The organism is Natrinema saccharevitans (assembly GCF_001953745.1).
GTDB lineage: Archaea > Halobacteriota > Halobacteria > Halobacteriales > Natrialbaceae > Natrinema > Natrinema saccharevitans.
Genome location: NZ_LWLN01000002.1, coordinates 336,245 through 359,285 on the forward strand (window position 1 = coordinate 336,245; position 23,041 = coordinate 359,285).

General features: G+C 58.1%; 14 protein-coding genes and 4 pseudogenes. 7 read left to right on the plus strand and 11 right to left on the minus strand.

Annotated elements, in window-relative coordinates:
• Positions 1–466: 466 nt before the first annotated feature.
• From A6E15_RS19115 to A6E15_RS21230, 3 genes are all read right to left on the minus strand, one after another.
• Positions 467–697, minus strand: coding sequence for a hypothetical protein (locus A6E15_RS19115; protein ID WP_245800647.1), 231 nt, complete (start codon positions 695–697; stop codon positions 467–469).
• 184 nt (positions 698–881) lie between these two features.
• Positions 882–1,172, minus strand: coding sequence for an ArsR/SmtB family transcription factor (locus A6E15_RS19120; RefSeq protein ID WP_076148707.1), 291 nt, complete (start codon positions 1,170–1,172; stop codon positions 882–884).
• A 68-nt stretch (positions 1,173–1,240) separates the two neighbouring features.
• Positions 1,241–1,603 carry an alpha/beta hydrolase family protein gene (locus A6E15_RS21230; protein WP_245800649.1) on the minus strand — a complete coding sequence of 121 codons (363 nt, stop codon included), beginning with the start codon at positions 1,601–1,603 and terminating at the stop codon, positions 1,241–1,243.
• A 1,019-nt stretch (positions 1,604–2,622) separates the two neighbouring features.
• On the opposite strand from A6E15_RS21230, the pseudogene A6E15_RS21965 reads away from it, so the two are divergent.
• The 3 genes and pseudogenes from A6E15_RS21965 to A6E15_RS19140 all read left to right on the plus strand — a co-directional run.
• A pseudogene (locus A6E15_RS21965) lies at positions 2,623–2,886 on the plus strand (hypothetical protein); the annotation flags it as partial.
• 236 nt (positions 2,887–3,122) lie between these two features.
• Complete coding sequence (locus A6E15_RS19135) at positions 3,123–4,034, plus strand: hypothetical protein (protein WP_139326655.1); 912 nt, start codon at positions 3,123–3,125, stop codon at positions 4,032–4,034.
• Between the two features lie 278 nt (positions 4,035–4,312).
• A complete protein-coding gene (locus tag A6E15_RS19140; RefSeq protein WP_076148710.1) occupies positions 4,313–4,741 on the plus strand; it encodes an RDD family protein in 429 nt (142 codons plus the stop codon).
• Between the two features lie 217 nt (positions 4,742–4,958).
• Here A6E15_RS19140 and A6E15_RS19145 read toward each other — a convergent pair whose 3' ends face one another.
• The gene (locus A6E15_RS19145; RefSeq protein WP_076148711.1) at positions 4,959–6,251 is read right to left on the minus strand and encodes an MFS transporter; all 1,293 of its coding nucleotides are present in this window, start codon (positions 6,249–6,251) and stop codon (positions 4,959–4,961) included.
• Positions 6,252–6,693: 442 nt separating this feature from the next.
• A complete protein-coding gene (locus A6E15_RS19150) occupies positions 6,694–7,389 on the minus strand; it encodes a helix-turn-helix domain-containing protein (RefSeq protein WP_076148712.1) in 696 nt (231 codons plus the stop codon).
• Positions 7,390–7,525: 136 nt separating this feature from the next.
• On the opposite strand from A6E15_RS19150, the gene A6E15_RS19155 reads away from it, so the two are divergent.
• Together A6E15_RS19155 and A6E15_RS19160 are read left to right on the plus strand one after the other, a co-directional pair.
• Positions 7,526–8,590 (plus strand): ABC transporter ATP-binding protein, encoded by a 1,065-nt coding sequence (locus A6E15_RS19155; protein WP_084177430.1) that lies wholly within the window; start codon positions 7,526–7,528, stop codon positions 8,588–8,590.
• Complete coding sequence (locus A6E15_RS19160; RefSeq protein WP_076148713.1) at positions 8,587–9,504, plus strand: ABC transporter permease; 918 nt, start codon at positions 8,587–8,589, stop codon at positions 9,502–9,504. The genes A6E15_RS19155 and A6E15_RS19160 overlap by 4 nt, the downstream gene beginning before the upstream one ends.
• A gap of 308 nt (positions 9,505–9,812) precedes the next feature.
• Here A6E15_RS19160 and A6E15_RS21970 read toward each other — a convergent pair.
• The 3 genes and pseudogenes from A6E15_RS21970 to A6E15_RS19175 all read right to left on the minus strand — a co-directional run bounded on the left by A6E15_RS21970 (position 9,813) and on the right by A6E15_RS19175 (position 15,484).
• Positions 9,813–11,421: pseudogene (locus A6E15_RS21970) on the minus strand (transposase).
• A 586-nt stretch (positions 11,422–12,007) separates the two neighbouring features.
• The gene (locus tag A6E15_RS19170; RefSeq protein ID WP_076148714.1) at positions 12,008–13,633 is read right to left on the minus strand and encodes a helix-turn-helix domain-containing protein; all 1,626 of its coding nucleotides are present in this window, start codon (positions 13,631–13,633) and stop codon (positions 12,008–12,010) included.
• Positions 13,634–13,771: 138 nt separating this feature from the next.
• Positions 13,772–15,484 (minus strand): histidine kinase N-terminal 7TM domain-containing protein, encoded by a 1,713-nt coding sequence (locus A6E15_RS19175; protein WP_076148715.1) that lies wholly within the window; start codon positions 15,482–15,484, stop codon positions 13,772–13,774.
• Positions 15,485–15,883: 399 nt separating this feature from the next.
• On the opposite strand from A6E15_RS19175, the gene A6E15_RS19180 reads away from it, so the two are divergent.
• On the plus strand, positions 15,884–20,650 hold the full coding sequence (locus A6E15_RS19180; protein WP_139326656.1) for a PKD domain-containing protein: 4,767 nt from the start codon (positions 15,884–15,886) through the stop codon (positions 20,648–20,650).
• A gap of 235 nt (positions 20,651–20,885) precedes the next feature.
• Here A6E15_RS19180 and A6E15_RS21975 read toward each other — a convergent pair whose 3' ends face one another.
• The 3 genes and pseudogenes from A6E15_RS21975 to A6E15_RS21245 all read right to left on the minus strand — a co-directional run.
• The gene (locus tag A6E15_RS21975; RefSeq protein WP_076148717.1) at positions 20,886–21,071 is read right to left on the minus strand and encodes a cation:proton antiporter regulatory subunit; all 186 of its coding nucleotides are present in this window, start codon (positions 21,069–21,071) and stop codon (positions 20,886–20,888) included.
• 553 nt (positions 21,072–21,624) lie between these two features.
• Positions 21,625–21,867 (minus strand): hypothetical protein, encoded by a 243-nt coding sequence (locus tag A6E15_RS21240; protein ID WP_245800657.1) that lies wholly within the window; start codon positions 21,865–21,867, stop codon positions 21,625–21,627.
• Positions 21,868–22,125: 258 nt separating this feature from the next.
• Positions 22,126–22,304: pseudogene (locus tag A6E15_RS21245) on the minus strand (helix-turn-helix domain-containing protein); the annotation flags it as partial.
• A gap of 278 nt (positions 22,305–22,582) precedes the next feature.
• Here A6E15_RS21245 and A6E15_RS19195 point away from each other — a divergent pair.
• A pseudogene (locus tag A6E15_RS19195) lies at positions 22,583–22,840 on the plus strand (GTP-binding protein); the annotation flags it as partial.
• Positions 22,841–23,041 lie beyond the last annotated feature (201 nt).

Sequence of the window (23,041 nt, forward strand, 5' to 3'; positions counted from 1 at the left end):
GACGAATAACCGAACTATAGTAGCCACTGAAACGATTCACGCACTGGTCGTAACGCTGTCGTGCGATCTGGTATGCAATGACGTTCAGCGGCTACTATAATGTGTCAATCTCGTAGCGAGTTGGTCCCACGTAGCGGTCGTGTACGTTGAACTGAAATACGCTAGCGGGAGTGAGCAAACGAACTTCTCAACTGACTCGTGGTGGACGTGATCGAACCTGGCTCCTGCGACGGCGCGAATATCTGACTCTAATCCGGCAAGTGAAGCGCGGTCATACAGCGGGCTTGAAGTATAGACTGGCCACTTGATAGTCGGTTGGCGAGCAATTCGACGGAAGACAGTCCGGCGTGACTCACGCGTCACACCCACATCAGGAGATAGCTGGAGATGCTAAAGAGTCCGTCTAATCGGTGAACGAAATCCGTCTATGAAAGCCACCTCAGACCTCTGAAAAATTGATGCGAACTCAGGTCTGGCTCTGATAGAGGAGAACTAGGATGGCAAGTCCGATGAAGAAGTCCGGGAGAAACACGAACGCGCCGATATTTGGGCGAGGGCGGAATCCGAAGACGTTGTGTACTACTGGATTTGACGTACCCGCGTATAGGAGCAGCGCGAGGCTTAGCACAAGCAGGCTTGCTGTGTACTTGTTCGGAAGATCGCGATAAAGCTGCACGTAGATGGCTGCGAGTGCCACCAGTAACACGAGGTTCAGGGTTGTAAAGAAAATCTCCATCCGAATGAGCAGTTCAACCTGTGAGGACAGCGCCCTCGAGGGAGGGCCATGGGATGGGATTGAGGTGAAGAGTGCGACTAAGAGTGCGATACCACTCGCGACGGTCGTACTCGCTACTGTCGTTCCAAGTGGGCTCTTGATCCAGTTACGAATCATCATCAACTCCGGCCTGTTCCGCCACGTCTTCCATGATATCGAGGTTGTTCATCATTCTGTCTGAAAGGAAGTACATCTGCCCGTAATTGTTACCCTCCGTGGTCACGATATTGCTCTCCTCGAGGATTTCGAGGTGGTGCTGCACTGTTTTGTAGTTCAAATCCAGGTCATTCGACAATTGATTGGTGTTTCGTGGCTGGTCGTTGAGTGCGCGGAGGATACGAAGCCGATTGCGGCCTCCGCGAGACCCACCAATGAGCCACCAGAGCAACTGCCGCATCTATCGAGTATTCATTCGGTCGGTGCAAATACATTCTGTCTCGGTTCGAACGGTACTACACCCCAGAATCAGTCACTAATCCAAGAAATAATCCGATCAGCGATGTCACCGTTATTGTCGTCTTGCATCATGAGATGTGTATTTCCGGATATCCCTTCGTCCGGAAGGCTAAGCAGCGTCGATGCGGGACTTGTCTCTCCTGCGAGTTCTGCAGTTGTCTGGGTCGCTTCCTTGCGACCAGTCTGTCCACGCTCGTCGACGTAATCGCCATACACTCCCATAAACGGTGCATCACCACCCATCTCCGCCACAGTTTGCGGGTCGGTCGGCGCACCGACCGGCTCAACTGCGACGAGCCGTTCAACGAGGTCCGGCACAGCTTGTGCAACCGCGAATCCGGAACTACCGCCCGCTGAGTGAACGAGCAGCACTGCCGGACCAACACGGTTGAGAAGCGCCTCCAGAGCGGTAGTCTCCTGAGGTGATGCGAACCGACTCCCACCGCCACCTCCGCCACCAGTGCTAACGTATGCGGGGAATGACGCAACGAGTTGGTCAACCGACTCGACCGGGTATCGAACGTCCTCGTATGGGTCACCGACTTCAGGTCCGAACCCCCACGTCGGCCATGCTCGATCGATAGACCATCGAGAGAGTGACGCAGAGTCAGAGTTTTGGAAGGCGGCAGTGTCTAAGCCACCTGAATCGACGTTTCGAGGGGGGTTGAATACATACACTGGATGGCCAGCTTCGGCAAAGTACTCCACCCAGCCGCGTCGACCGTCAGGTGTCGTCCGGTAAATGTACGGTGACAACCCGAGGCCGGGCACCATTACGACGGGTGACTTGTCGGTGGCCGTATCGGGCCGTGTATGTACGACTTCAGCACGTCCGTCGATGACCGTACTACTGCTTGTGTTTGCGTTGCCGACGTAGAAATTTCCGAACGTCGGCGAGTCGTCATTCTGTTGTTCGGATTGCGGAGAAGCCTCAGAAGAGGGCTGTGTATTGGTGTTCGGTCCGCTGTTGTCAGTTGTGCTATTGCACCCTGCGATAGTCGCAGCAAGTGCGACTCCAGTTGCGCGAAGAAACGCTTTCCGAGAGATGCCCGATGACATACAGATCGTACTGGCCGGGGAACTGTCTTAGTCGATTGCCGAAATCGGCCACAGGTTAGGCACAAATTCATTCCAGTTCATGCAGAACGCCAGATATTGACAGATGATTGTAATTTGAGGCAACTACTGTGTCGCTCAGAGCGTATGCATTGAGAGCACCGGTTTCAATTTCTGTGGGGTCTGGAAGTTGCCACAGTTTCGGAGGATGGCTATAGTAGCTCCTGAAACGATTTACACACCGATCACAACGCTGTCCTGCGATCGGGTGTGCATTGACTTTCAAGAGCTACTATAGTTCGTCTGGACTACGCCACTCTTATCGAGGATATCTCATGGCTATCGATCCCAACTTCGAAGAAAACCGTGATGTCGCCGAGCAACACGAGGGGCACCGAGTCTGGGGCCGGTCGACGAACCGGAGCAGCTATAGTAGCCGCTGAACGTCATTGCACACCTGGTCGCACGACGGCGTTGCGATCAGTGTGTAAATCGTTTCAGTTGCTACTATAGGTATCCACGGCACACACGTGGCTGTCGACTTCGATATCTGCATCGCCGACGGTGCCTGCCTCGAGGACTGTCCCGTTGTCTTGTTTCACGCTCTCCTAGGGTAGCAGCGTTTCCATCGAGTCAACAGAGCACAACTGATTTTTCAGACACATCTCTGCTAAAGACGTAGATTGTCACAGGGATTCCGCTCGTTGATTAGTCGACTCAAGTAGAAGGCGTCCGATTCGACCTAATCGGAGCAAAGAAAAGATTGATCATCCACATTATATTATCGTGTCTTGTGACCGCCACTTATTCGGAGGGAGACAGTTTGTACCTTTGGTTGTATGGGGCCGTCTATGGTGTACTCCTCGGTGTCCCGTTGACAGCAGTCGGCGTCGGAGTGATCGAGAGTCCGCTCTACGGTGCGATTGCTGGCCTGTTCGGTGCCGTCGGTGGATTCCTATTTCTCCCGTGGCTGTTGTGTATGAATGCTGCTGACACTACCGAGGCAGGTGTTTCGTACTACGAAATGCTTGATCTGTGGGGCATGAATTTCCGTCTTGGTGTGTTCGGGATTGGACTGAAAGTCGGCGGGATTTTGATACTCGTCATCGGAAAAAATACACAGTCGGTTACCGACCTGGCGCTTGGCATTCGCGCTGGATTCATTACGATTGTGGGGAGCACGCTCCTTGCGCTTATCGCGGGATGGTACTTTGACCGGCACCAGGATGGACCCACTCGTGATCGTTCTACGCTCCGTAAGTTCCTTACTCAGCAGGAGCAATCAAACGATGATTCTGGGACTACTCCTATTAGTGTCGAGAGATTGCTGTCTCCGGACACGCTTGGAGAGGCATTCGGTGTGTTCTTTATAGCCTCTATTGTCTTTCTGTTCCTATCTGTGATTGGTTTCGGGATCTACCTGATGCTGATTCCAGAGGCAAGCGGGACGCTAGGCATCGCTGCACTCACCGTGTCGTGGGTCGGTATCACAGTCTCTCTGTTCGGATATAGTGTCTGGTCGGCGTGGCAACTCCGACAACTACCGCGAGCCGACCAACCAACCGTCCGATCTCTGGTTGGAATCCTGATACACGCGACTGTACTGGTTATCGTTGAGCCCGACAATCTGGATGCATACGACAGGCGACTGCGTCTAACAGCCATAACGCTCGTTCTATCCATAATCGCACTTTCAGCACCCTTACTCGCACAGATCGGCGGTCCTGGTCGCATTCCGGATAGCTAAAAAGGGGGAGATGCGGCACTCCGCACGCGTCCTCAAGAAAAGAGGCAATACCAGCGAGTGAACTGCCTCGGGGTTATGCCCCAAGGCAAACGGTCTGCACCGTCTCTGGATAGAGTACCACGTAGCAGAGGCTACTCTTGGCCGCCTCTGTTGATCCTATTTCTTCAAACATACTCTTACCCGAAACAACCGGTTGCTGAAGAGTGCGAACTATTTTATAACTCTACCTCTGACATAACCCTCAAAGATTAATGAGCATTGCGTATCAGACGTGAGTTATGGAAAAGCATCCGAAACCACAACTAGGGACGAATGGAAATGTGATCTGGCACCGAGTGGGTGCATTCTTCATCGACTCGATTCTTATGGGACTAATCTGGATTCCTGTTATAGTCGCCGGGACGGCCCTGGGCGATATAGGTTTCCTCGTGTTCACGTTAGCGGGGTTGGTCGCAACATTAATTTACGGTTTTTTGCTTGAGGGACTGTACGGCTACACGCCGGGAAAATACCTACTTGGACTAGTCGTTATCAAGCCCGACGGTTCCAACTGCACAATCGGCGCGTCAATACTACGGAACCTGTTATGGATCGTTGACGCACTCCCGACTTTCAACCTCATCGCAATGGTGTCAATATTGCTTACTGACGACAATCAGCGGGTCGGCGACCTAGTTGCAGATACAGTCGTCGTTAAGCAACAGTAATAGGAACAGATCTGCTTGCCCCGTGTTGACCGCAGCTAGGTCGAAATATATTCATACGGAGATTTTACCAGGGCCTCTTGACCCACATTAACCTGAGTCACTTCTTCTCATCAGTCGTCGTGAACAGGTTCGAATACTGGCTCATCTATCGCCACCATATCCGAGGTACTGGTCGGGTCTTCAACAGTGAAGCCGCGGGACTCGTTCCCGTGGTACTTCAGCCCTGAGCCTCTGCTGATTCAGTACAGATATCGAATCGCTCGGGATTAATATCTGTTATCGCAGGAATACTACGTAATCGTGTCCGAAGCGCGAAGTAGAGACCGGCGAACCCGAACCCACCCGCGGCGAGTTCCATCGTGGATACCGGTCCTAATTGCTCTGCGATGAAGCCGCCGATTAGTGATCCGATTGGCAGCGTGCCTGTGGACACGGTGCCTTTGATAGCAGACACCCGACCGAGGCGATCAGCGGGGAATACCTTCTGGTTCAACGTTTCAACCATAACAGCATCAATTCCCGCTGATACCCACGCCAGGCCAAACAACACGACAGTGAGTACTATCGACGACGAAACGACCGATCCGAGCCAGAGGAGAGCTGAGAACAAATAGGTGACCGCTTTGAACCTGCCATACGCCATATGAGTGACATACGATGCGGCTATCGAACCGACAACTCGTCCGATACCGAGTGCTCCAAGCAGTAGTCCGTAGATAGCTGGTCCGCCAAGTATCTCTCCGAATGCCGGAAGAATGGCGAGAGTGACGCCGACGGCGAAGTTGAACACCGCTGAAGTGACCATAATTTCCAGAAATACTGTCCCTCGGAGTATGTTTATACCCTCACGGAGGTCTGTCAGGTACGCTGTGGTGGCGGACTCGGGAGTTTCGTCAGTATCGTCGCCGACTGCCGGTATCATCATCCCGGAGAACAGGAGCCCTGCTATCGCGAAGGTAATCGTATCGAGGAGGAACAACGTCGTCACCCCGAAGAGAGCGATAAACAGTCCGCCCATCGCATCGAATACCATGTCAAGTCCGTGTGTGATGGTTGTGAGCGCCGAATTACTCCGTGACAGTTGGTCTTCGGCAACGATTCGCGGGATGACCGTCGCCCGTAGTGGATCAGCTACGAGTGTCATCAGCGACAAAACCGGAATCGTCAGGAAAAGAATCGCTACGCTCAACGCCTCGGTATACGCTGCGATGGGAAGCACGAGGACAACGATACCTTGAATCACCTGTGTTCCGACCAGTACCTGTTTGATCGGGAGCCGGTCAACGAGAGGTCCGGCAACGATTTGCAGCAGGAATGGGAGGAGCAACAGCGAGTTCGCGACCCCTGTGAGGAACGTCGACCCGCTGAGTTCGAAGACCGCCCACAGGATAGCGACACTGTAGAGACTATCTCCGGCGTTCGTTACGAACTGTCCGAAAATAAACCGCAAGAAATCCCGATTTTGCCAGAGAGGCGGATGCTCCTCTTCCCTGTCTTTGGACTCTCTCATAGCTCAAACACCTCGAAACTCCGGGCAAACGGGGCTACGTGGGGTTGTCCTAGTGGTGGCTGCTTACGATGTGTCCAACGGGGTCGGTCGATACTGTATGTCGATACGTCTCTTTTTTCGTCCTGGTCCTGACGTCTCGAGGACGTGATGGCGAGCGACATTTGCGTGGATGATCAGTACGGCGACGTTGCAACTACGGAGTCCGTAGCGAAGCGACCCGGGTGCTGCAGCTATCCGGCCTAATTTGCGGCCGGACGCGGGAGTGGCTCAAAATACGGACGACCGAACAGTCGCCGGGTCATATGCCGCTCAGTTGGATTTTCTATGCAACTACTATAATATACCATCGGTTCGGTCGCGCGATATCGGAAAGATCCGTTAACTCCTCTGTGTCGGCCTCAAGAGACCTCAGCCTCTGCTTCTTGAGATTGCACTCCCGATGCTATTGGGGTGACGCAGGGAGCGTTGGCCACGTCGTCGCTACTGTTTCCTCGATGAGCTGTGTTTGAGCACGACGCAACCGTTCTGTTACCGACGAGGCAGTGATATCCAACTCTGCAGCAATCTCCTCGAGTGAGACTTGTCTCGGAATCTCAAAATACCCCCGCTCGTAAGCAATCCGGAGTGCCTCGTATTGACGGTTAGTTAGCCCTTCCCCTGGCGGTTCTGGCGTCTCATCCCGATTGAGACGGTCCAGTTGAAAGTCAGCGTTGTGCTGCCAGAACGAGGAGAATTTGCTGAATTCCTCTCGGTCGGCGAACCAGCCTGTTTGTCGCCAGCCATCCGGTTCAACCGTAATCCGGTCGATGAACGCATCTGCTGTGGCTAGCTGTTCAAGTCCGGTGAGATCATCGATATCGTCCCCGAGTTGCTCTTCGAAACTGAGCGCCGGTTGGATTTGATACCGGCGGGTCTCACCGGCCTGTCCGATTTGCGTCCAGTCCCCGACGTCGTACGTGTCAGTGAGCGTTGTCTCGAGTGTTTGCTCGGACCCGCCATTCACAGTGATAAGAAATAATGGTCGCTTCCCGTGATTGTACTGGAGATTAAGAATCACCCTTGCGTCGGGTACTGCTGCGGCTACGTCGACGAGCGGGAGCGCCTCGCAATATATTTTGAATTCAGCGACAAGTCCCATACCAACCAGTTTATATCATCGATAATGGGGGTGGCGGTTGAGACATTCATCGATACCCGCTGCGAGGACTACTTTATAAAGAACGCCATCAATTCGAGAAGGCGCTACCCGGTCCCAACTGAAACGATACAGTGCGATGACGAGCCGACAGACACATACCCAACAGAATAGCGCTGACCAATCTCAGGAAACAGACCTCGCAATTGACGCGCAGAACGTCACTGTCACTTACGAAGACGGAACCGAGGCAGTTCGTGGCGTCTCCTTACGCATCGAGAAGGGCGAGTTCTTTGGCTTCCTCGGCCCGAATGGGGCCGGAAAGACGACCACTATCAAATCGCTCGTCACACTCCTGCATCCAACGGAGGGGTCGGTACGAATCAATGGCTATGACACCGCGACGGAGCCGGAGAAGGTCCGGCGATCTATCGGGTATATGGCCCAGGAAACGAGTATCGACAGAGAGTTGACGCCGCGAGAAAACCTCCAGTTGGCCTGTAAATTGTACGGCGTCCCGGGAGACCAGCGCGAGGACCGCATCGAGGCACTGCTTGATCTCGTTGATCTGCAGGACGTCGCTGACACCCGGTCGGAGAAGTTCTCCGGCGGGATGAAAAAGCGATTAGATGCCGCGAGTGTCTTGGTGCATCGCCCGCCGGTGGTCTTTCTCGACGAGCCGACGACTGGACTCGATCCAGAAGCACGATTGCGCCTCTGGGACTACTTCGAACGGATCAACGAGCAAGGAACGACAGTGTTTCTGACGACGCAGTACCTAGAAGAAGCCGACCAACTGTGTGACCGACTCTCCCTACTCCAGGATGGACAGATTATCGCAACCGGCTCGCCGGACACACTCAAGTCCGAATTTGGAACAGACGTCTTCGAGATAACGCTCGATAACCCGGTCGAAGACCAAATCGAGCGCGCCGTGCAGGCCGTTCGTCGTATCGAAACACTCGACGAGCCGACGATACGAACGACCGAGAACGGATTCACCGTCAGGTCGGCACGCGCCCGCGAGGTTGTGAGTGATCTTTTTGCCGCCCTCGACGACACAGGCGTTTCGGTCAGCGACTTCGACATTCGCTCGCCCACGCTCGACGATGTCTTCCTCGCACTGACGGACAGCTCGTCCGACACCGCTGGTAGGGCAGACACAGGTATGGCGTCGCTCTCCGCTCAGGAGGTGTCGACATGAGCAGTCACTCGACCGACAAAGGCCCCGCCGTGAACGACACCGCACAGGAAGCCGCAGGCAACAGCGCAACAGCTGACACTCGCATCAGTTTCAAGCGGTGGCTGGTCAAGAACTTGCGCAACCCCTACGTCATCTTTACGTCGCTAGTGCAACCGATCATCTTCTTCGTCCTGTTCGTCGAGGTATTCGGCGCAATCGCCGGTAGCGCGCTCTCGGAGGCACTTGGCCCCGACATCAGCTACGTCACGTACCTGTCTCCAGCTATCATCATTATGTCCACACTCTCGTCGGCAGCCACCTCCGGCATCGGACTCGTCGACGATATGGAGGAGGGAATGTTCGAGAAGATGCTCGTCTCGCCGATGAACCGGTCGGCCATGTTCTTCGGCAAAGTCCTGTCCGAGGTAGCCCGAATCGTCGTCCAGACGGTGATCATTCTCCTCCTTGGGTACCTACTATTGATTCTCAAAAACGGCGCAGCGTTCGATCAGTACCTCCGTACGGGCGTCGCTGGTATCGTTGGCGTCGTGCTCGTCACGGTGATCTTTGGCGGCGCGTTCATGGCGTACTCGAACATCGTTGCCCTGGTTACCCGCGATCAGGAAGCGACGATCATGTTCGCGAACCTGCTCACGTTCCCGCTGGTATTCATTTCGAGTGCCTTCCTCCCCCTCAGCGTACTTCCGGGATGGATCAGGACTGTCGCCGTGTTCAACCCCATCACGTACGGTGTCGACGGCGTCCGTGCTATCATGCTGGGACAGGACGTGATGACGGTCTTCGAAGTGACGGCATTCGGTGGAATCTGGAACACAGTCGTGCCCGCAGTAATCATTCTCGTTGGATTCAATGTTCTATTGGGTTCGGTTGCAATCCGTCTATTACGTCGCGCTGCCAGAAGCAAAGTACAGTAGTTCAAGACACCATCCAATTATTGGGAATTCGATCTAACGGGTCCACTAAACGAAACTACGAGAGATCACAGCATATGCATTGAGACAACCGGTCTCAACTTCTGATTCCGGTTGTAAGTTGTACAGTTTCGGAGGATAGGCTAAATTTGGGCCAAATTAGCGTCGGCCCGTCGTTAGATGCATCAATAAGATACCGATTCGAACCTTTTTAGCCGTAATTGTCGGGCAGGTGTGAGAAGTCATACGAATTCTGTCGCTGTCGAACAGCGTTGCTACTCCCGGGCGGCGGACTCGGAGGGTGTAGCTGGTTAATCGGGCGGGATCAATGCCGAGGCAACAAGCTCAACACACTCGCCCGCTGTCAGTATAGGCGCGTAGTCCATCCCGCCGTCGACGCCCGTTTTCAGCAGGAAGTCAGTCAGCCGCCAAATATTGTACAACACCGCGAACACGAAATAGAACAATCGTACACGGTAATATTTCAAAGATATCTTCGCTAGAAAACCATTCTTGATGCTCTTGTACTTATTTTCGATCTGCCAACGGCAGCTATAACGCCGACAGAATCCCTCAGCCTCGTCCGGCCCGGCTCTGAGATTCGTCGCGAACACAGGTGTTCCATCGCCGTTCGTTGAGGGCACGTACAGAATTTGCATCGGGTGGTTCTCCGACTCAACGTGTACAGGAGCAGATTCGACGGCTACGTCTTGGCGGTCAATGTCCATCTGGTTGATTACCTTACGCTCGTTGCTGTTGATCCGTTTTGGAATGAGGTAGTTCACACCGAGGTTCGAGCGGGTCTGAAACACACGTATCGAGTCACACTCGCGGTCGCACAGGACTGTCTCAATTGGAACATGTTGCTTGCTCGCTGAACCAACCGGCGGACGATGCGATGGATCTGATTGGAAGGGTTCTCGTCCCACGCTGAACTCTCTCGGACTGGTTCAACAGCTAGCACAAGCGGGATATTCAGCCCAACAATGGATAACGTGGCGAACTTGAACGCACGCTCCTCCCGATTGAGTCCGCTGACCACCGCCATCCCGTCGACGCCACCGTAGTAGGTGACGGTTGTGATGTCGATTGTGACTGTGACCGGCCGCCGGAACGACGCTTCCGAAGCAATTCTCGACACCAACTGATTCGTCGCTGTATCGACTCCTTCGATCAAACATCTGGAGTCGAATTGCTTGACGGCGCGAAGATGAGTCTCATCATGTGGGCCATACTTCTCGCCTCGTCGGAACTGGAAGCGAGCGGCCCCCTGAGCGGTCCCACAGCCGACAATCCCCATGAACGTCTGCAATTCGAAGAATTACACGTCCTCGTACGAGGCGTTCTGTGCTCGACCAGAGTCGAACCCATCGAAACCATGATCTCGTGCGAGACGTGTTGTTCGGCGAATCTTCTCGGTCGAGAACTTAACGTCCGTAGGCTCGTCTTCCTCACTGTCTTCGATCAAGTCCGGTTTCGAGTCAGTGACCTCTTCTTTCGGCCGTATCGCGGGGAAGGGTGAGCCGTAGTCGTGGACTTCTTTGACTACAAAATGAGCAGTGACAGTCACGTATTCGTGAACATCATCGTCGAAGCGGTTCCGCCAAGTGCGCGAGAGCACGGATTCGTCCGGAACGTGGTCCAATTCGAACGGTTCAGCGAGTTCCTGATACGTTTCGAGTGAGCGGTAGCTGTCGCCCGTGATTTCCCGGTAGATAAACAGACGGTGCATCCCTCGAAACGAATCGGGTGCCACGCCGGATAGCCGTCTTCGAGTCGATCTGTGTAGATAGTGACCTCGCTCACTACAGCCCGGAGACACGTTCCATTCCGTAGTAAATCTCTGAGTTCGATCCCAGTCCTGTAGTCGTCGGTTATCCGACGGGCGCGATCTGAGAGTGGGTGCAGCGTATCCGGCATTGAATCTTGGTTGTACCGGCTGAATAGAAGTGACTGAGGATTTAGTCTGCCCTGACTAATCACGGAGGTGATTAGTCTATCAGAGCTACTCATACATCGTACTGAGCTAGCGATCAAATCAACGCTTTGTGCGCAGGTGGGTGACGCCTCTGCTGAAATACTCGCGTGCTTCGTCGAAGAGATTATTCTACAGAGATACAGCGAGAGTGCCTCGAGGCTTGACCCCGAAGGCAAATCACGTAAGCTATATGATGGATACCACCGTATTGGAGAGTACAGTTGCGACATGGATTAAAGACCGTAATCCGAAGCAACTGCCGGTAGTTGCGAGGAATGCGACTCCTCTCAAAACCCGCGTCTTTGGCGTGGTGAGACGGGAGTTGTCGGGCCGTGGTGGAGCGGCCGACCCTCACGGACGCACCGGGCGTTCGGGTATGAATTACAGACGACTCGTCATGGGAAGTTCGAGGGGAATTAAACTCGCCTGCGACCGCACGGCCCGTTTCGGGACGTGCGGTCAAAACGGTGAAGCCGCGGGGCTTGCCCCCGCGGTACTTCACGATGGCAATCGGTCTTCGTTGTCGAGTCACTGTTTGTGAACGCCGCTCGTGAACAGTTTTCGCTGCGCGGCACGGAGATGCTGGGTGAAGGTGGCTCGTGAGATGCCCAGAGCGTCCGCGAGTTCGCTCGTGTTGTTGTGTCGGGGGCGTTCGAAGTATCCCGCTTCGATGGCGAGTTCGAGCACCTGTCGCTGGCGGTCTGTCAACTCCTCGCTCGCAGTATCCTCTTTTGCAGGCCGCTCAGACGCCGTCCAGACGGTCATCACGTTGCTCTCACCGTACGCCTCGGAGAGAATGCCGACACACTCCTGAACCGTCGTTTCTGGGCCGACGACAGCCGTGACCTTCGCTGTTTCGTCCTCGATGACCGTGTGAGAGAGCGAGACGCCGGCGTCAACGAGCAGCGTCTCCGGGGTCGGTGATGCGACGATGAGCCCGCACTGGACACGGTTCTCGGCGTCGGTTCGGTAGAATTCGATCGAAGAGATGGTATCACTCGACGCAGCGCGGGTAGTGAGATCGGCTTTCGTCGTCCCACGCAGAGTCGTCACGTAGAGGACGTTGTCGTCGTTGCGCGGGATGACTGAACTAGTCTGCAACGTCACCGTCTCGGGAAGGGCGGCAGCGAGCGTGGCGAGTGGATGGTCTCGACTGTTGAGAGAGAACGTCACGGTCGCGGTTGCTGACGACAGGAGCGTTCGTTTCCACGCGGTCGTCTGGAAGGCATACCCCACAGTCTCGGTGTACTCCGAGAGGAGCGTTTGCTCCGAACTGTCGATCCGCGGGCTTTGACTGTAGACCGTCAACACGCCGAAACAGAGCTCGTCGTGACTGATCGGGAGCGCCGCTACCGACCGGAAGTCGTGGTCGGTAGCGAGTTGCTCCCACTTCGCGCCTTCGGCGACAGATTCGGTCGTCCCAACCGTGTGTTCAAGCGATCGGACGACCGGTTCGGTTCTATCGAGCGCGAGAAACGCGGGCTCCGAACGGTTCGTCGGTCGAGTGTCGGGGGTGAGAGCGGCTTCGAGATACGCCCTGTCCCCAGCCGCCGAGAGCGGAACGAGCTGCCGGTCATCGTCGAGAATACCGATCCACGCGCAGGCGTATCCAGTGTCGACCAGGTGTTCACAGACGTTTCGACCGAGTTCCTCCCGGGTGGTCGAAGCCGTCACCAGTTCGAGCAACGTCTCTTTGGTTTTGCGCTCTCGAGTCAGGGCTCGTCGGGTCCGAGCGGCCGTGACTGCCGATTCGATCCGTCTGGCGAGTCGCGTCGGCTGGGCACTCAGATCACGCTTCCGGATGTAATCAGTGACCTGCTCACCGATGGCGTCGCTCGCAACTGCTTCGTTCCCCTCTCCAGTCACGAGGAGAAACGGGATTTCCGGCTCGTCGGCACGGATCGCGGTCAACAGATCGAGTCCGGTTCCGTCTCCGAGCTGGTAATCGCAGACGATACAGTCCGGCTCTTGCTCGTCCAGCGTGGTCTGTGCCTCCTCGAAGCTGGTCGCCGTCGACACCTGCAGCCGGTCGTGAGCGCGTTCGAGCAGTCGACGCTGGGTTCGGACCCACGTCTCATCGTCGTCGATCAGCACGACAGCAATCGACCGTTCGTCCGATCCCGCGACCGGTCCATCCGTTGAGTTCACGGTCACACGCCACTCGACAGGTGGTCGTTGCCACGATCGGGCGCACTGTCTCGAATTCGGATCGTCATACCTGTACGTCTTGTAACACCTATTTAAACATCATACCAGCATATGGTGGTGTTCGAACGGCACCTGGCCCGACTATCACGTCACGTTGGACTCACGTGTGTGAGATGCGGTCTCGATCTCGAAGCGTGCGCCGCCGTCTGCGGCGTCGCCGATCGCGAGTGACCAGCCGTGCGCTTCGACGATCGTCCGGACGATCGCCAGCCCGTACCCGGAGCCACCCCCGGTCGAAACACCGAACGAAAGGATGTCCTCGCGGCGATCCGTCGGAATTCCCGGCCCGTCGTCCTCGACGTAGAATCCGGACGACGCCGACAGGTTACCGACGCGGACGGTCGTCGCATTCGCCCGCCCGCCGACAGCGTGATCGGTGCAGTTCTGAAAGAGGTTCTCGAAGGTCTGCTGGAGCCGACTCGCATCCGCCCGAAGCGAGTGCGTCGATTCGACGACGAGTCGAAGGTCGCCGGTATCGACCACGTCCCAGGCGGCTCTCGCGACGGTTTCGAGGTCGCAGTCGGTCGGCGTCTTCACGTCGGTGCTCTCGCGGGCCAGCGCAGGCAGCCCCTCGGCGAAGGCCCGAAGTCGGCGATGGACCGCTTCGAGATCGGATAACGACCGTTCGATCTCCGGCGCGGGCTCATCGAGGTCCACACGGAGGAGATGGAGCAGGCTCTCGCCGGTCGCCAGCGGCGTCGCCAGATCGTGACTGACAACGCCTGCGAGCCGTTCGAGCTGTTCGTTTTTGGCTTCGAGGCTCTCCTGTTGGCGCTTTTGCAGCGTGATGTCGGTCAGCGAGAGGATGTAGCCCCGCGGGTCCTGCAGGTCCGGATCGGTCCGGCGAACGCGGCCGACGTACTGCCGTGGGCGGCCGTCGACTTCGATCACGCACTCCAGGGCCGTTTCGAGATCGGGGTGGAGTTGGCCGTCATAGAGCAGGGCGTCTGGGAGGAGCGTGGTGAGATCGGCACCCTCGATGGGGGCGGTGGCGTCGACCAGTTCGCGTGCGGCTCGATTCGCGTCGAGGATCCGGTTCGAGTCGGTGATGACGAAAACGGGATCGCCCAGGGTGTGGAAGATTCGCTCGTGGGCGACCGGGAGAAAGCTGGCGAGTTCGGCCCGCTGGACGATGACCGCGAGCGGGATTCCGGTGAGGACGAAGACGACCGGCGAGAGATCCGCCGTGGGGATCGGGTCGAACCCGAGATGAAACAGACCGTTGGCGATCCAGGGGATGCTCAGACAGACTAACAGGACCAGCGATTGGCGTCTGTACAGTCGGTTGTTCGTAAAGGTCTCGCCGGCGAGTAGCCCCGTACCGATGACGAGAAGACCGTAGGAGTAGACGACGTTGATACCGTGGGCGATCCCGGGCGTCGTTTCCAGAACCGCCGTGTCGCCGACGGTGGTGGGGACGATCTCGGCATAAAACAGCGAGTGATACGGAGCTGTCCAGACGAGCGCGAGGACGCCGGCCGGCACCACCGAGAGGAGAAGAACCAATCCCTGTGAGAGCCATTCCTCACGGTCGGTGTACTGGAGCGCGAAGACGATCCAGACGATCGGGACGGTGACGACTGAGAGATACGAGAGTTGACTGAAAAACAGGAGCCACGCCTCGCCCGTCGACACCAGATACCCGACGTACGTCGACGCCCAGAACGCGACGATCAGCAGGAACACCCCGAACGTGAAGGCTGGCTGTCGGCGGTCGTACCGGGTCAACAACGCGACCGCGAGCAGGCCGCCGACGAGCGCCGACCCCGCGTACGCGATCAGCCCGGCGACGTGCATGAATCTGCGAATCCCTTGTGCGTCGACACGTACCACTCTATCGGTTCCGGTCACACACAGAATATCTCACGGAGATGGGCAAGTGAAGGTCCCATGCCGCGAGAAACACAATTATACCACCATTCGCTGGTATCCCATTTAAGTCGGTCGTGTCAGTACCGATCAACAAAGAATGCGACATCTCTCATCAGTGGTAACAGTCAGCACCCCGCTGTCACAGCCCCTCTCGAACCTACGGAGAGTTGTCGTGGTTCGGAGACGCGACGAATTGCCACCCGCTTACAGAACGCTGAACCAATGATCCGTCGGAAACTCGTTGCAAAGACGCGAAGGATTCAGAGCCGCTCGAATGGTCGAGACAGCGGCGCAGTCACGTTGGTCCTTTCAGTCGTGCTGGTCGTGTCGACGCTCGCAGCCGGGACGGTCGTCCTCTCTGCGGTGTCGGCTGCCGACTCGTCGAGCACCGTCCAGGCGGACGAGGGGCCGAACCTGCTCACCAATCCGGGGTGTGATGCTGACGACGGTAGCGGTTCCCCACCGGACGGGTGGTCGTTGGTGTCGAGCAACGTCCAGTGTACTGACCCAGCGACAGTCGGTGACCCGACGCCGCCCGACGGCTCCGACGCGTTCGTCGACTTCTCCCAGGACGACTCCGACGGCATCGTCGAGCAGGAGGTCGACGTGTCCGGCGGGGCGGAGTACAACCTCGGCGGCGAGGCCGGGCGAGGGTCCGGCACCAGCGACTACGTCGAGGTCGAGGTCGAGTACCTGAACGAGAATGGCGACGAGATCTCCGGCGGTACCACGGTGGAATCCAAGCCGGCGAGCGGCACCTACGAGTCGTTCGAGGAGACGACCGTGGCCCCCGAAGACGCGGCCACCGCCGTCGTCCGGGTGACTCTCGTCGACGTCGACGACACCAGCTACTCGGACGCATACCTCAACGAGGTGGAGTTCCGCGAGGTCACGAGCGGAGTGGCTGCGTTCCCCGTCAGCGGCGTCGAGACGGGCGTCGAGCAGACGCTCGACCCGTCGTGGACGCTCCACGACGATGACTACGCGGAGCAGGGCGACGACCTCGGGAGCGAGCCTGCCGACCTCGTGAGTTTCGGCGGCGGGGATCTCGGGGGCGATGCGACTGAACACGACGCGGGAGCCAACGTCTCGCTCGCGGGCGGGCATCTCCAAGTGAACGCCGACGGGTCGTACGAACTCACGAACCCGACTCAGACCGGGACGTTCACGTTCGATTACCGAATCGAGGATTCGAGTAGCTCCGACGAGGCGTCGGTAGAGATAACGGTCGATGATAACACGCTCCACAATCCGGGCTGTGAGGAGACCGATACCGACAGCAACCCCATGGGATGGGCCGTGGCGACCGGGAGTATGACCTGTTTGGACCTCGACGAAGACGACGACACGAGCCACTCGTCCATCGACGCAACCAGTTTCGCAGCCGACATCGGCGGTGACGCGGAGGCCGAACAGACCGTCTTCGTCGTTCCGGGCGAGGAGTACACCCTGGAGGGGTACTACGGTACCGACGACGGGGACGACGACGGCGAGGTCGTGGTGGAGTACCTCGACGAGAACGGCGACGTGATCACCGGCGAGGGGATGACGCTCTCGGACCTCCAGTCGGACTCGACGACCGAGTTCGACCAGTTCAGCGACTCCGCGGTCGCGCCGAGCGGGGCGAGGCGGGCCACCATCAGACTCTCCATGAATCACGTCGACGCCGGCACCTACGCTGGCGTCTACTTCGACGACCTTTCGTTCGAGCGGCTCGACCCCGCCCCGGACGCGAAGGACGTGGACGGCCTGTCGGTCGACATCGACGAGACGCTCGCGGAGTCCGTCTTGGACGACCACGGCGACGGGACGGACTACCTCGGTGACCCCCAGGCCGAGGTCGTGGGCTTCGGCGGCGGAGATCTGGACGGCGAAACGACAGCGTACGACGCAGGAGAGACGGCCTCGCTTGCAGGTGGAGAATTGACCGTTGCGTCGGACGGCACGCTTCAACTCGAGGACCACACGAAGGCGGGCACTTACACGTTCGACTACCGCCTGGAGAACGAGGCGGGGAGCGACGACGCGACGGTGACCGTTACTGTCGAGGACACTACCCCACCGACTGCCGACGCGGGCTCGGACCTGACCGTCGACGAAGACACGGCCCTGTCCTTCGACGGGTCGGAATCGACCGACAACGGAGCGATCGACAGCTACGAGTGGGAGTTCGGTGACGGGAAGACCGCGACCGGTGCAACTCCGAGTCACACCTACGCCGATCCGAGAACGTACACGGTGGACCTCACCGTGACGGACACGGCCGGGAACGAGGACACCGACACCGTCGAAGTCACCGTGCGGGACGTGACGCCGCCGACGGCCGACGCCGGAGGCGACCGGATTGTGGCATCTGGTCAGCAACTCGATTTCGACGGCTCCGGTTCCACCGACAACGTCGACGTCACCGGCTACGAGTGGGACTTCGGCGACGGAGCGACCGACACCGGCAAAACCGTCACGCACACGTTCGGAGCCGCCGACACCTACGACGTCTCGCTGACGGCCGCGGACGACGCCGGGAACACCGACACCGACACCGCGACGGTGACCGTCACCGATGGAGTGCCTATCGACACCTGCACGACGATCGACGTCCCGGGGAAATACGTACTCACCGACGACCTCGAACGCGACGAGACGTGTCTCGAGATCACCGCGAGCGACGTCCATCTCGACGGCAACGGCTACACCGTCACGTCGACAGCGAGCGAGAACGAAGACGCCGGCATCATCGTCGACGGCTCGGCGGGCGAGTTGACGAACGTCTCCGTCGAGAACGTCACGCTCGTCGACTGGGACGGGGGGAGCGACACGGCCCAAAGCGACGGGAATATCGACGACTTCGGGCAGGGACTCGCCCTCGACACTGTCTCCGAGAGCGTCGTCTCGAACGTGACCGCGACCGGCGCGTACGTCGGCGTCTACCTGAACGAGGTCGAGGACGTCACCGTCACAGACAGCACGTTCGGCGGAAGCGAGGACGCCGGCATCGGGCTGCGTGAGACGGCCGACAGCACGATTCACAACACCACCGTGACCGACGCTGGCAGGAACGGAATCGAGGCCGACGGCGTCACGGCCACACGCATTGCGAACAACTCCGTCGAAGGAAGCCAACGCGGTGGTATCGTTCTGCTGGGAGACTCTGGCGCCGTCACCGTCGACCGAAACACAGTCACTGATAGCGACGGTTCGGCGATCGAAATCGATGTCGACGACGTGCCCTCGGTACCGTTCGAGATCGCAGGCAACGAACTGAACGCCACCGGATCGCAGATGTCCGCTCTCTACGCCAGATCGTCCGGCCGGGCGAACGTTACCGGAAACACCGTCGTGGCCGGGGCAAACGGTATTTACGTGCAGGCCGACGACTCGAGGGTCGAGGACAACGACGTCCGGAACAGCGCCTACCGCGGTGTGTATCTGAGTGGCGCGGACGGAGGCGTGGTCGAAGGCAACGATATTACGTCCATCGACTCTACTGGTGTCGAAATCAGTAATACCGACGGCACGGCCGTCCGGGACAACGAGATCGCGGCCGCGGGCGACCACGGCGTGGAAGTCAGGACATCAGGTTCCGTCACGCTGACGAACGACACGATCGGGAGCACCGACGCCGACGCGCTGGCGGTCGACGAGCGATCGAACGCCACCGTGACGAGCCTGCGGCTTTCGAGCGCGACCGTCTCGTTCGACGCGACCGACGTGGCGATCGACAACACGCCGTCGCCACCCCCAGGCCCGGCGAGCTACCGGAACGCGAGTGCCTTTTTCGATGTGACCGGCGACGGCAGTCTCACGGCCTTCGAACTCGGCTACGACGAGTCGGCTGTCGAGATCGACGAAAACGCCCTCCGGTTGTGGCGATACGACGGCTCAGAGTGGCACGCGGTCGACGCCGACGTCGACGCGAGTCAGGGGATCCTGGCTGCCGACGAGATCGACGAGCCCTCGACGTTCGGCGCGTTCGGCTCCGGGGTCGATTCGATCGATGCGGCGGAAACGACGGCGACCACCAGTGAATCTGGCGAGCTTGTGGTCGCGGCGACCGACGACGCCGGCGACCCTTTGGAGGGCGTCCCAATCGAAGTGACTGCTGACGGCGGTTTGAGCGGCCTCTCGACCGGCGATACCGAAGCGACCGATGAGAACGGAACGGCGACGTTCACGTTCGACGAGGCAGATCCTGGAGAGTACGACGTCGGATTCGCCTGGCAAGCCGATAACACTAGCAACGATACCGCGACGGTGACGGTCTCGAACCCATCCAGCGGCGGCTCGTCCAGCGACGATCCACCAAGTAGTACACCGTCGCGGAACGACGACGACGACGAGACTGATGAAGACAGGGTCGACGTCGAAACTCACGCCGACGGGAGTGTGAGTGCGACTGTCTCCGCTTCGGCGAGTGAGCCCGTCAGCGTCGACCTCGGTGACTTAGAGTCACGCTATGAACGCGTCGACATCACGTTCGTGGAGGATACGAACGCGACCGTCTCGGCTCGCTCCACGGGTCCCGAGGAACTTCCCGAGGGCACACCGCTGCTTTTCGGTGATGGCAGTACCGACCTTGGCACCGAGAACGCGAGTGAGCCGGGACGTGCGACATCTTACGTCGAGTTCACCGTCACTTCCGGTGACGTCGACGCCAGCGACCGAATCCGGTCGGCGACCGTCCAGTTCGAGCTGCACACCGACACGCTCGAAGTACGCGGGGTGGACGCCGAGAACATCGCTTTACACCGCTACGACGCGGACGCAGGCGAGTGGACCCAACTCGACACGGTCGTCCTCTCCGAAGGCGAAGGGACGGTCACCTACGAGTCGATCACGCCAGGTTTCTCGACGTTCGCCGTCGGGACAGTGGATCGGCAATCGTCTCCCGACGAATCACCGAGCGATGGATCGACGGCCGAGCAGACGAGTGACGAAACCGGTGATGGCGAGAATGGAGGCGCGGAGAGCGAGGGACAAAGCGACCGGGACGACACCGATGATAGCACTGGGGAGGGTTTTGGCTTCGGTATCAGTATCGCGCTGCTCGCACTAGCCGGAATCGCTTTGCTCGCGATCCGGAACCGCCGATAGCAGGACGTCGCCTGTGAAGCCAGCACCCACCTTACGGATTGATCCAAGACCGCAGGCGTTACCGAGTCGTCTGCAACCCGTTCGCACATCGGAATCGCCGATTCACCAGTGAGTGACACAGAAGGATATTCACTCACGACCGGATTCGCTGTTTGGTGGATCGGTGCACACAGCAGGGGACGACAGAACGGAGTCCGAAGGCCAGTGGAGTGACGATACGCACCGATAGGATATGTTACGACACTTGCTCCGAGAACTGCGTAACTGCATCGTCTGGTCCAGCGACGACGAGTTGGTCGCCACGCTCGATGCGGAAGTCAGCACCAATATCGGCGAGGACACGACTGTTTCGCTCGACCGCAACGACCGTACAGTTCATCTGCTCGCGGACCTGGGCTTGGGCGAGTGTTTGGTCCTCCAAACCAGGTGCTGGTGTCTTGACTATAGTAGCCGCTGAACGTCATTGCACACCTGATCGAACGACAGCGTTGCGATCAGGTGTGCAATGACGTTCAGCGGCTACCCTAGTCGTGGGATTGAACTCCGTGTCGGACAGTGGATACTGACAGACGAACGCTTCGACCGCCTCGTGGGCATCGTGTTCGAACCAGATTCTCGAGACGGTCCGGAGAGTCGCAGTGAGCGCCGTCAGTGAGTTCGGGTCGTACAGTGGCGTCGAGTCGGAGGCCGGCCAGTCGAGATACTGCGTTGTCGCTATCGAACGGAAGACATCGCGCCGAGAGACAGCAGTCGGTGCTATCGGGGACACGTCTGCCGTTCTCGGCCAATGATATGACGTTCTCTGCGACGCCCACGAGCGGGGACTCACGTCTCCTCAGTTTCGGGATCGTTCACAGACAGCAACCCCGTCGCCATTAACCGTCGCGTGATCGCGACCAGTCCGTTGTCGAACCCGCGACCAAAGACACCTTGTTCGTGTTCACGGCCGTCTGCCCTCGTTTCGGTGAACGAACTTACAAAATCGCCTCACGGTCGGCCAGTAACAGCCGACTGATTTCGGTATCATCATTTGGAAGCGGTGACCGGCTCAACCAATCCAATCCCGAGACGAATGCTTCGACACCAGGTAGAGCATTCTGGATCGTGGCCTGGAGCTCCTCGCCGACTGTCCCAATGATGACGTTCACATCTCGTTCCTGGGCCGACTGCAACTGTTCGGCCAACCGGTCGGTGAAAATGCTCTCGTGTCCGATCACGAGGACCAACTCCTCTGTCGCACCCTCGATCAACTGTCGCGTCCGGCTCGTAATGCCCTGATCACCCGAGATGGACCACACCTCGTGGGTGGCCTCCGTTGAGTCTCTCTCGTCAGCCGGTTCAAGCCTGCTCAGGGCGCTCCGGAGTGACTCGGTGCGCTCGGCGTACTCCGACTGGAGGGTGTTGACAGCCTCGTCGATAGAGACCGATCGAAATACCTGCGGCTTCGAATGCTGGGTTTCTACCAGCCCCTTCGATTCGAGTACGCGAATCGCGTCGTAGACGCGTGTCCGGGCACTTCGGAGGTCTCGCTGATGTCCTTGGCCGTCCCACGCTGGCGACGTGCGAGCGCCACGAACGACCTGGCCTCGTACTCTTTGAGCCCGAGTTGTTGGAGCAGTTCGATCGCTTGGTCTTGATTTGAAACGTCGTCCATTGGTCCCAACCTCTCTGTCGCTACACGTCACAAACCACCATACACGGTGGTTTTCACGAGACTGGTGACGAGTCAATGTCCGACGACCCATCCGACCAAGCACGATCCACGGCCGTCAAACAGCTCAAAGCGCTCGGCCTCAGTACCTACGCCGCCCGGACATTCGTCGCACTCGTCAGTCTCGGCGAGGGAACCGCCCAAGACGTGAGTGAAAGTCAATGCACACCCGATCGCAGGACAGCGTTGTGATCGGTGTGTAACTCGTTTCAAGAGCTACTATAGAGGAGGTGTGGGACGAGGAGTGGGGTGACAGAGGAACCCGACTCGTCCTTATCGGTACCGACATGGACCACGCTGCGCTCCGAGCGGATCTCGATGCAGCGACGCTGACCGACGAGGAGATGGACGCCGACTGGGGTAGGTTCGAAGACCGTTTCCCACGGTTCGCGGACAACACCGAAGACGCTCGGGAAGCGACCGAACCGGACGATCAGAAAACCGAAGATAGCGCTGCGGAGGTCGGCCTCGCCGATTGACGATTCCGAACCACGTTCACGCTTTTAGACAGCTCCGATCAATCGGATCCGTCCCGACCTGTCTCCCAGCACCGGGAAATCCGAGGATTTACAAATAATATTTCACTACTACAAATTAGATTGATGATGCGGATGATATGGGCCAATCGATTTCGGAACGGCGACACCCGTCACGAGCGATCGCGAACCGCGCACGTTCGC

What these genes read in the sequence shown, in the direction of transcription:
- A6E15_RS19120 (WP_076148707.1), bottom strand. Translation starts at nt 1,172, where the DNA reads ATGCGGCAGTTGCTCTGGTGGCTCATTGGTGGGTCTCGCGGAGGCCGC.
- A6E15_RS19140 (WP_076148710.1), top strand. Translation starts at nt 4,313, where the DNA reads ATGGAAAAGCATCCGAAACCACAACTAGGGACGAATGGAAATGTGATC.
- A6E15_RS19145 (WP_076148711.1), bottom strand. Translation starts at nt 6,251, where the DNA reads ATGAGAGAGTCCAAAGACAGGGAAGAGGAGCATCCGCCTCTCTGGCAA.
- A6E15_RS19150 (WP_076148712.1), bottom strand. Translation starts at nt 7,389, where the DNA reads ATGGGACTTGTCGCTGAATTCAAAATATATTGCGAGGCGCTCCCGCTC.
- A6E15_RS19155 (WP_084177430.1), top strand. Translation starts at nt 7,526, where the DNA reads ATGACGAGCCGACAGACACATACCCAACAGAATAGCGCTGACCAATCT.
- A6E15_RS19160 (WP_076148713.1), top strand. Translation starts at nt 8,587, where the DNA reads ATGAGCAGTCACTCGACCGACAAAGGCCCCGCCGTGAACGACACCGCA.
- A6E15_RS19175 (WP_076148715.1), bottom strand. Translation starts at nt 15,484, where the DNA reads ATGCACGTCGCCGGGCTGATCGCGTACGCGGGGTCGGCGCTCGTCGGC.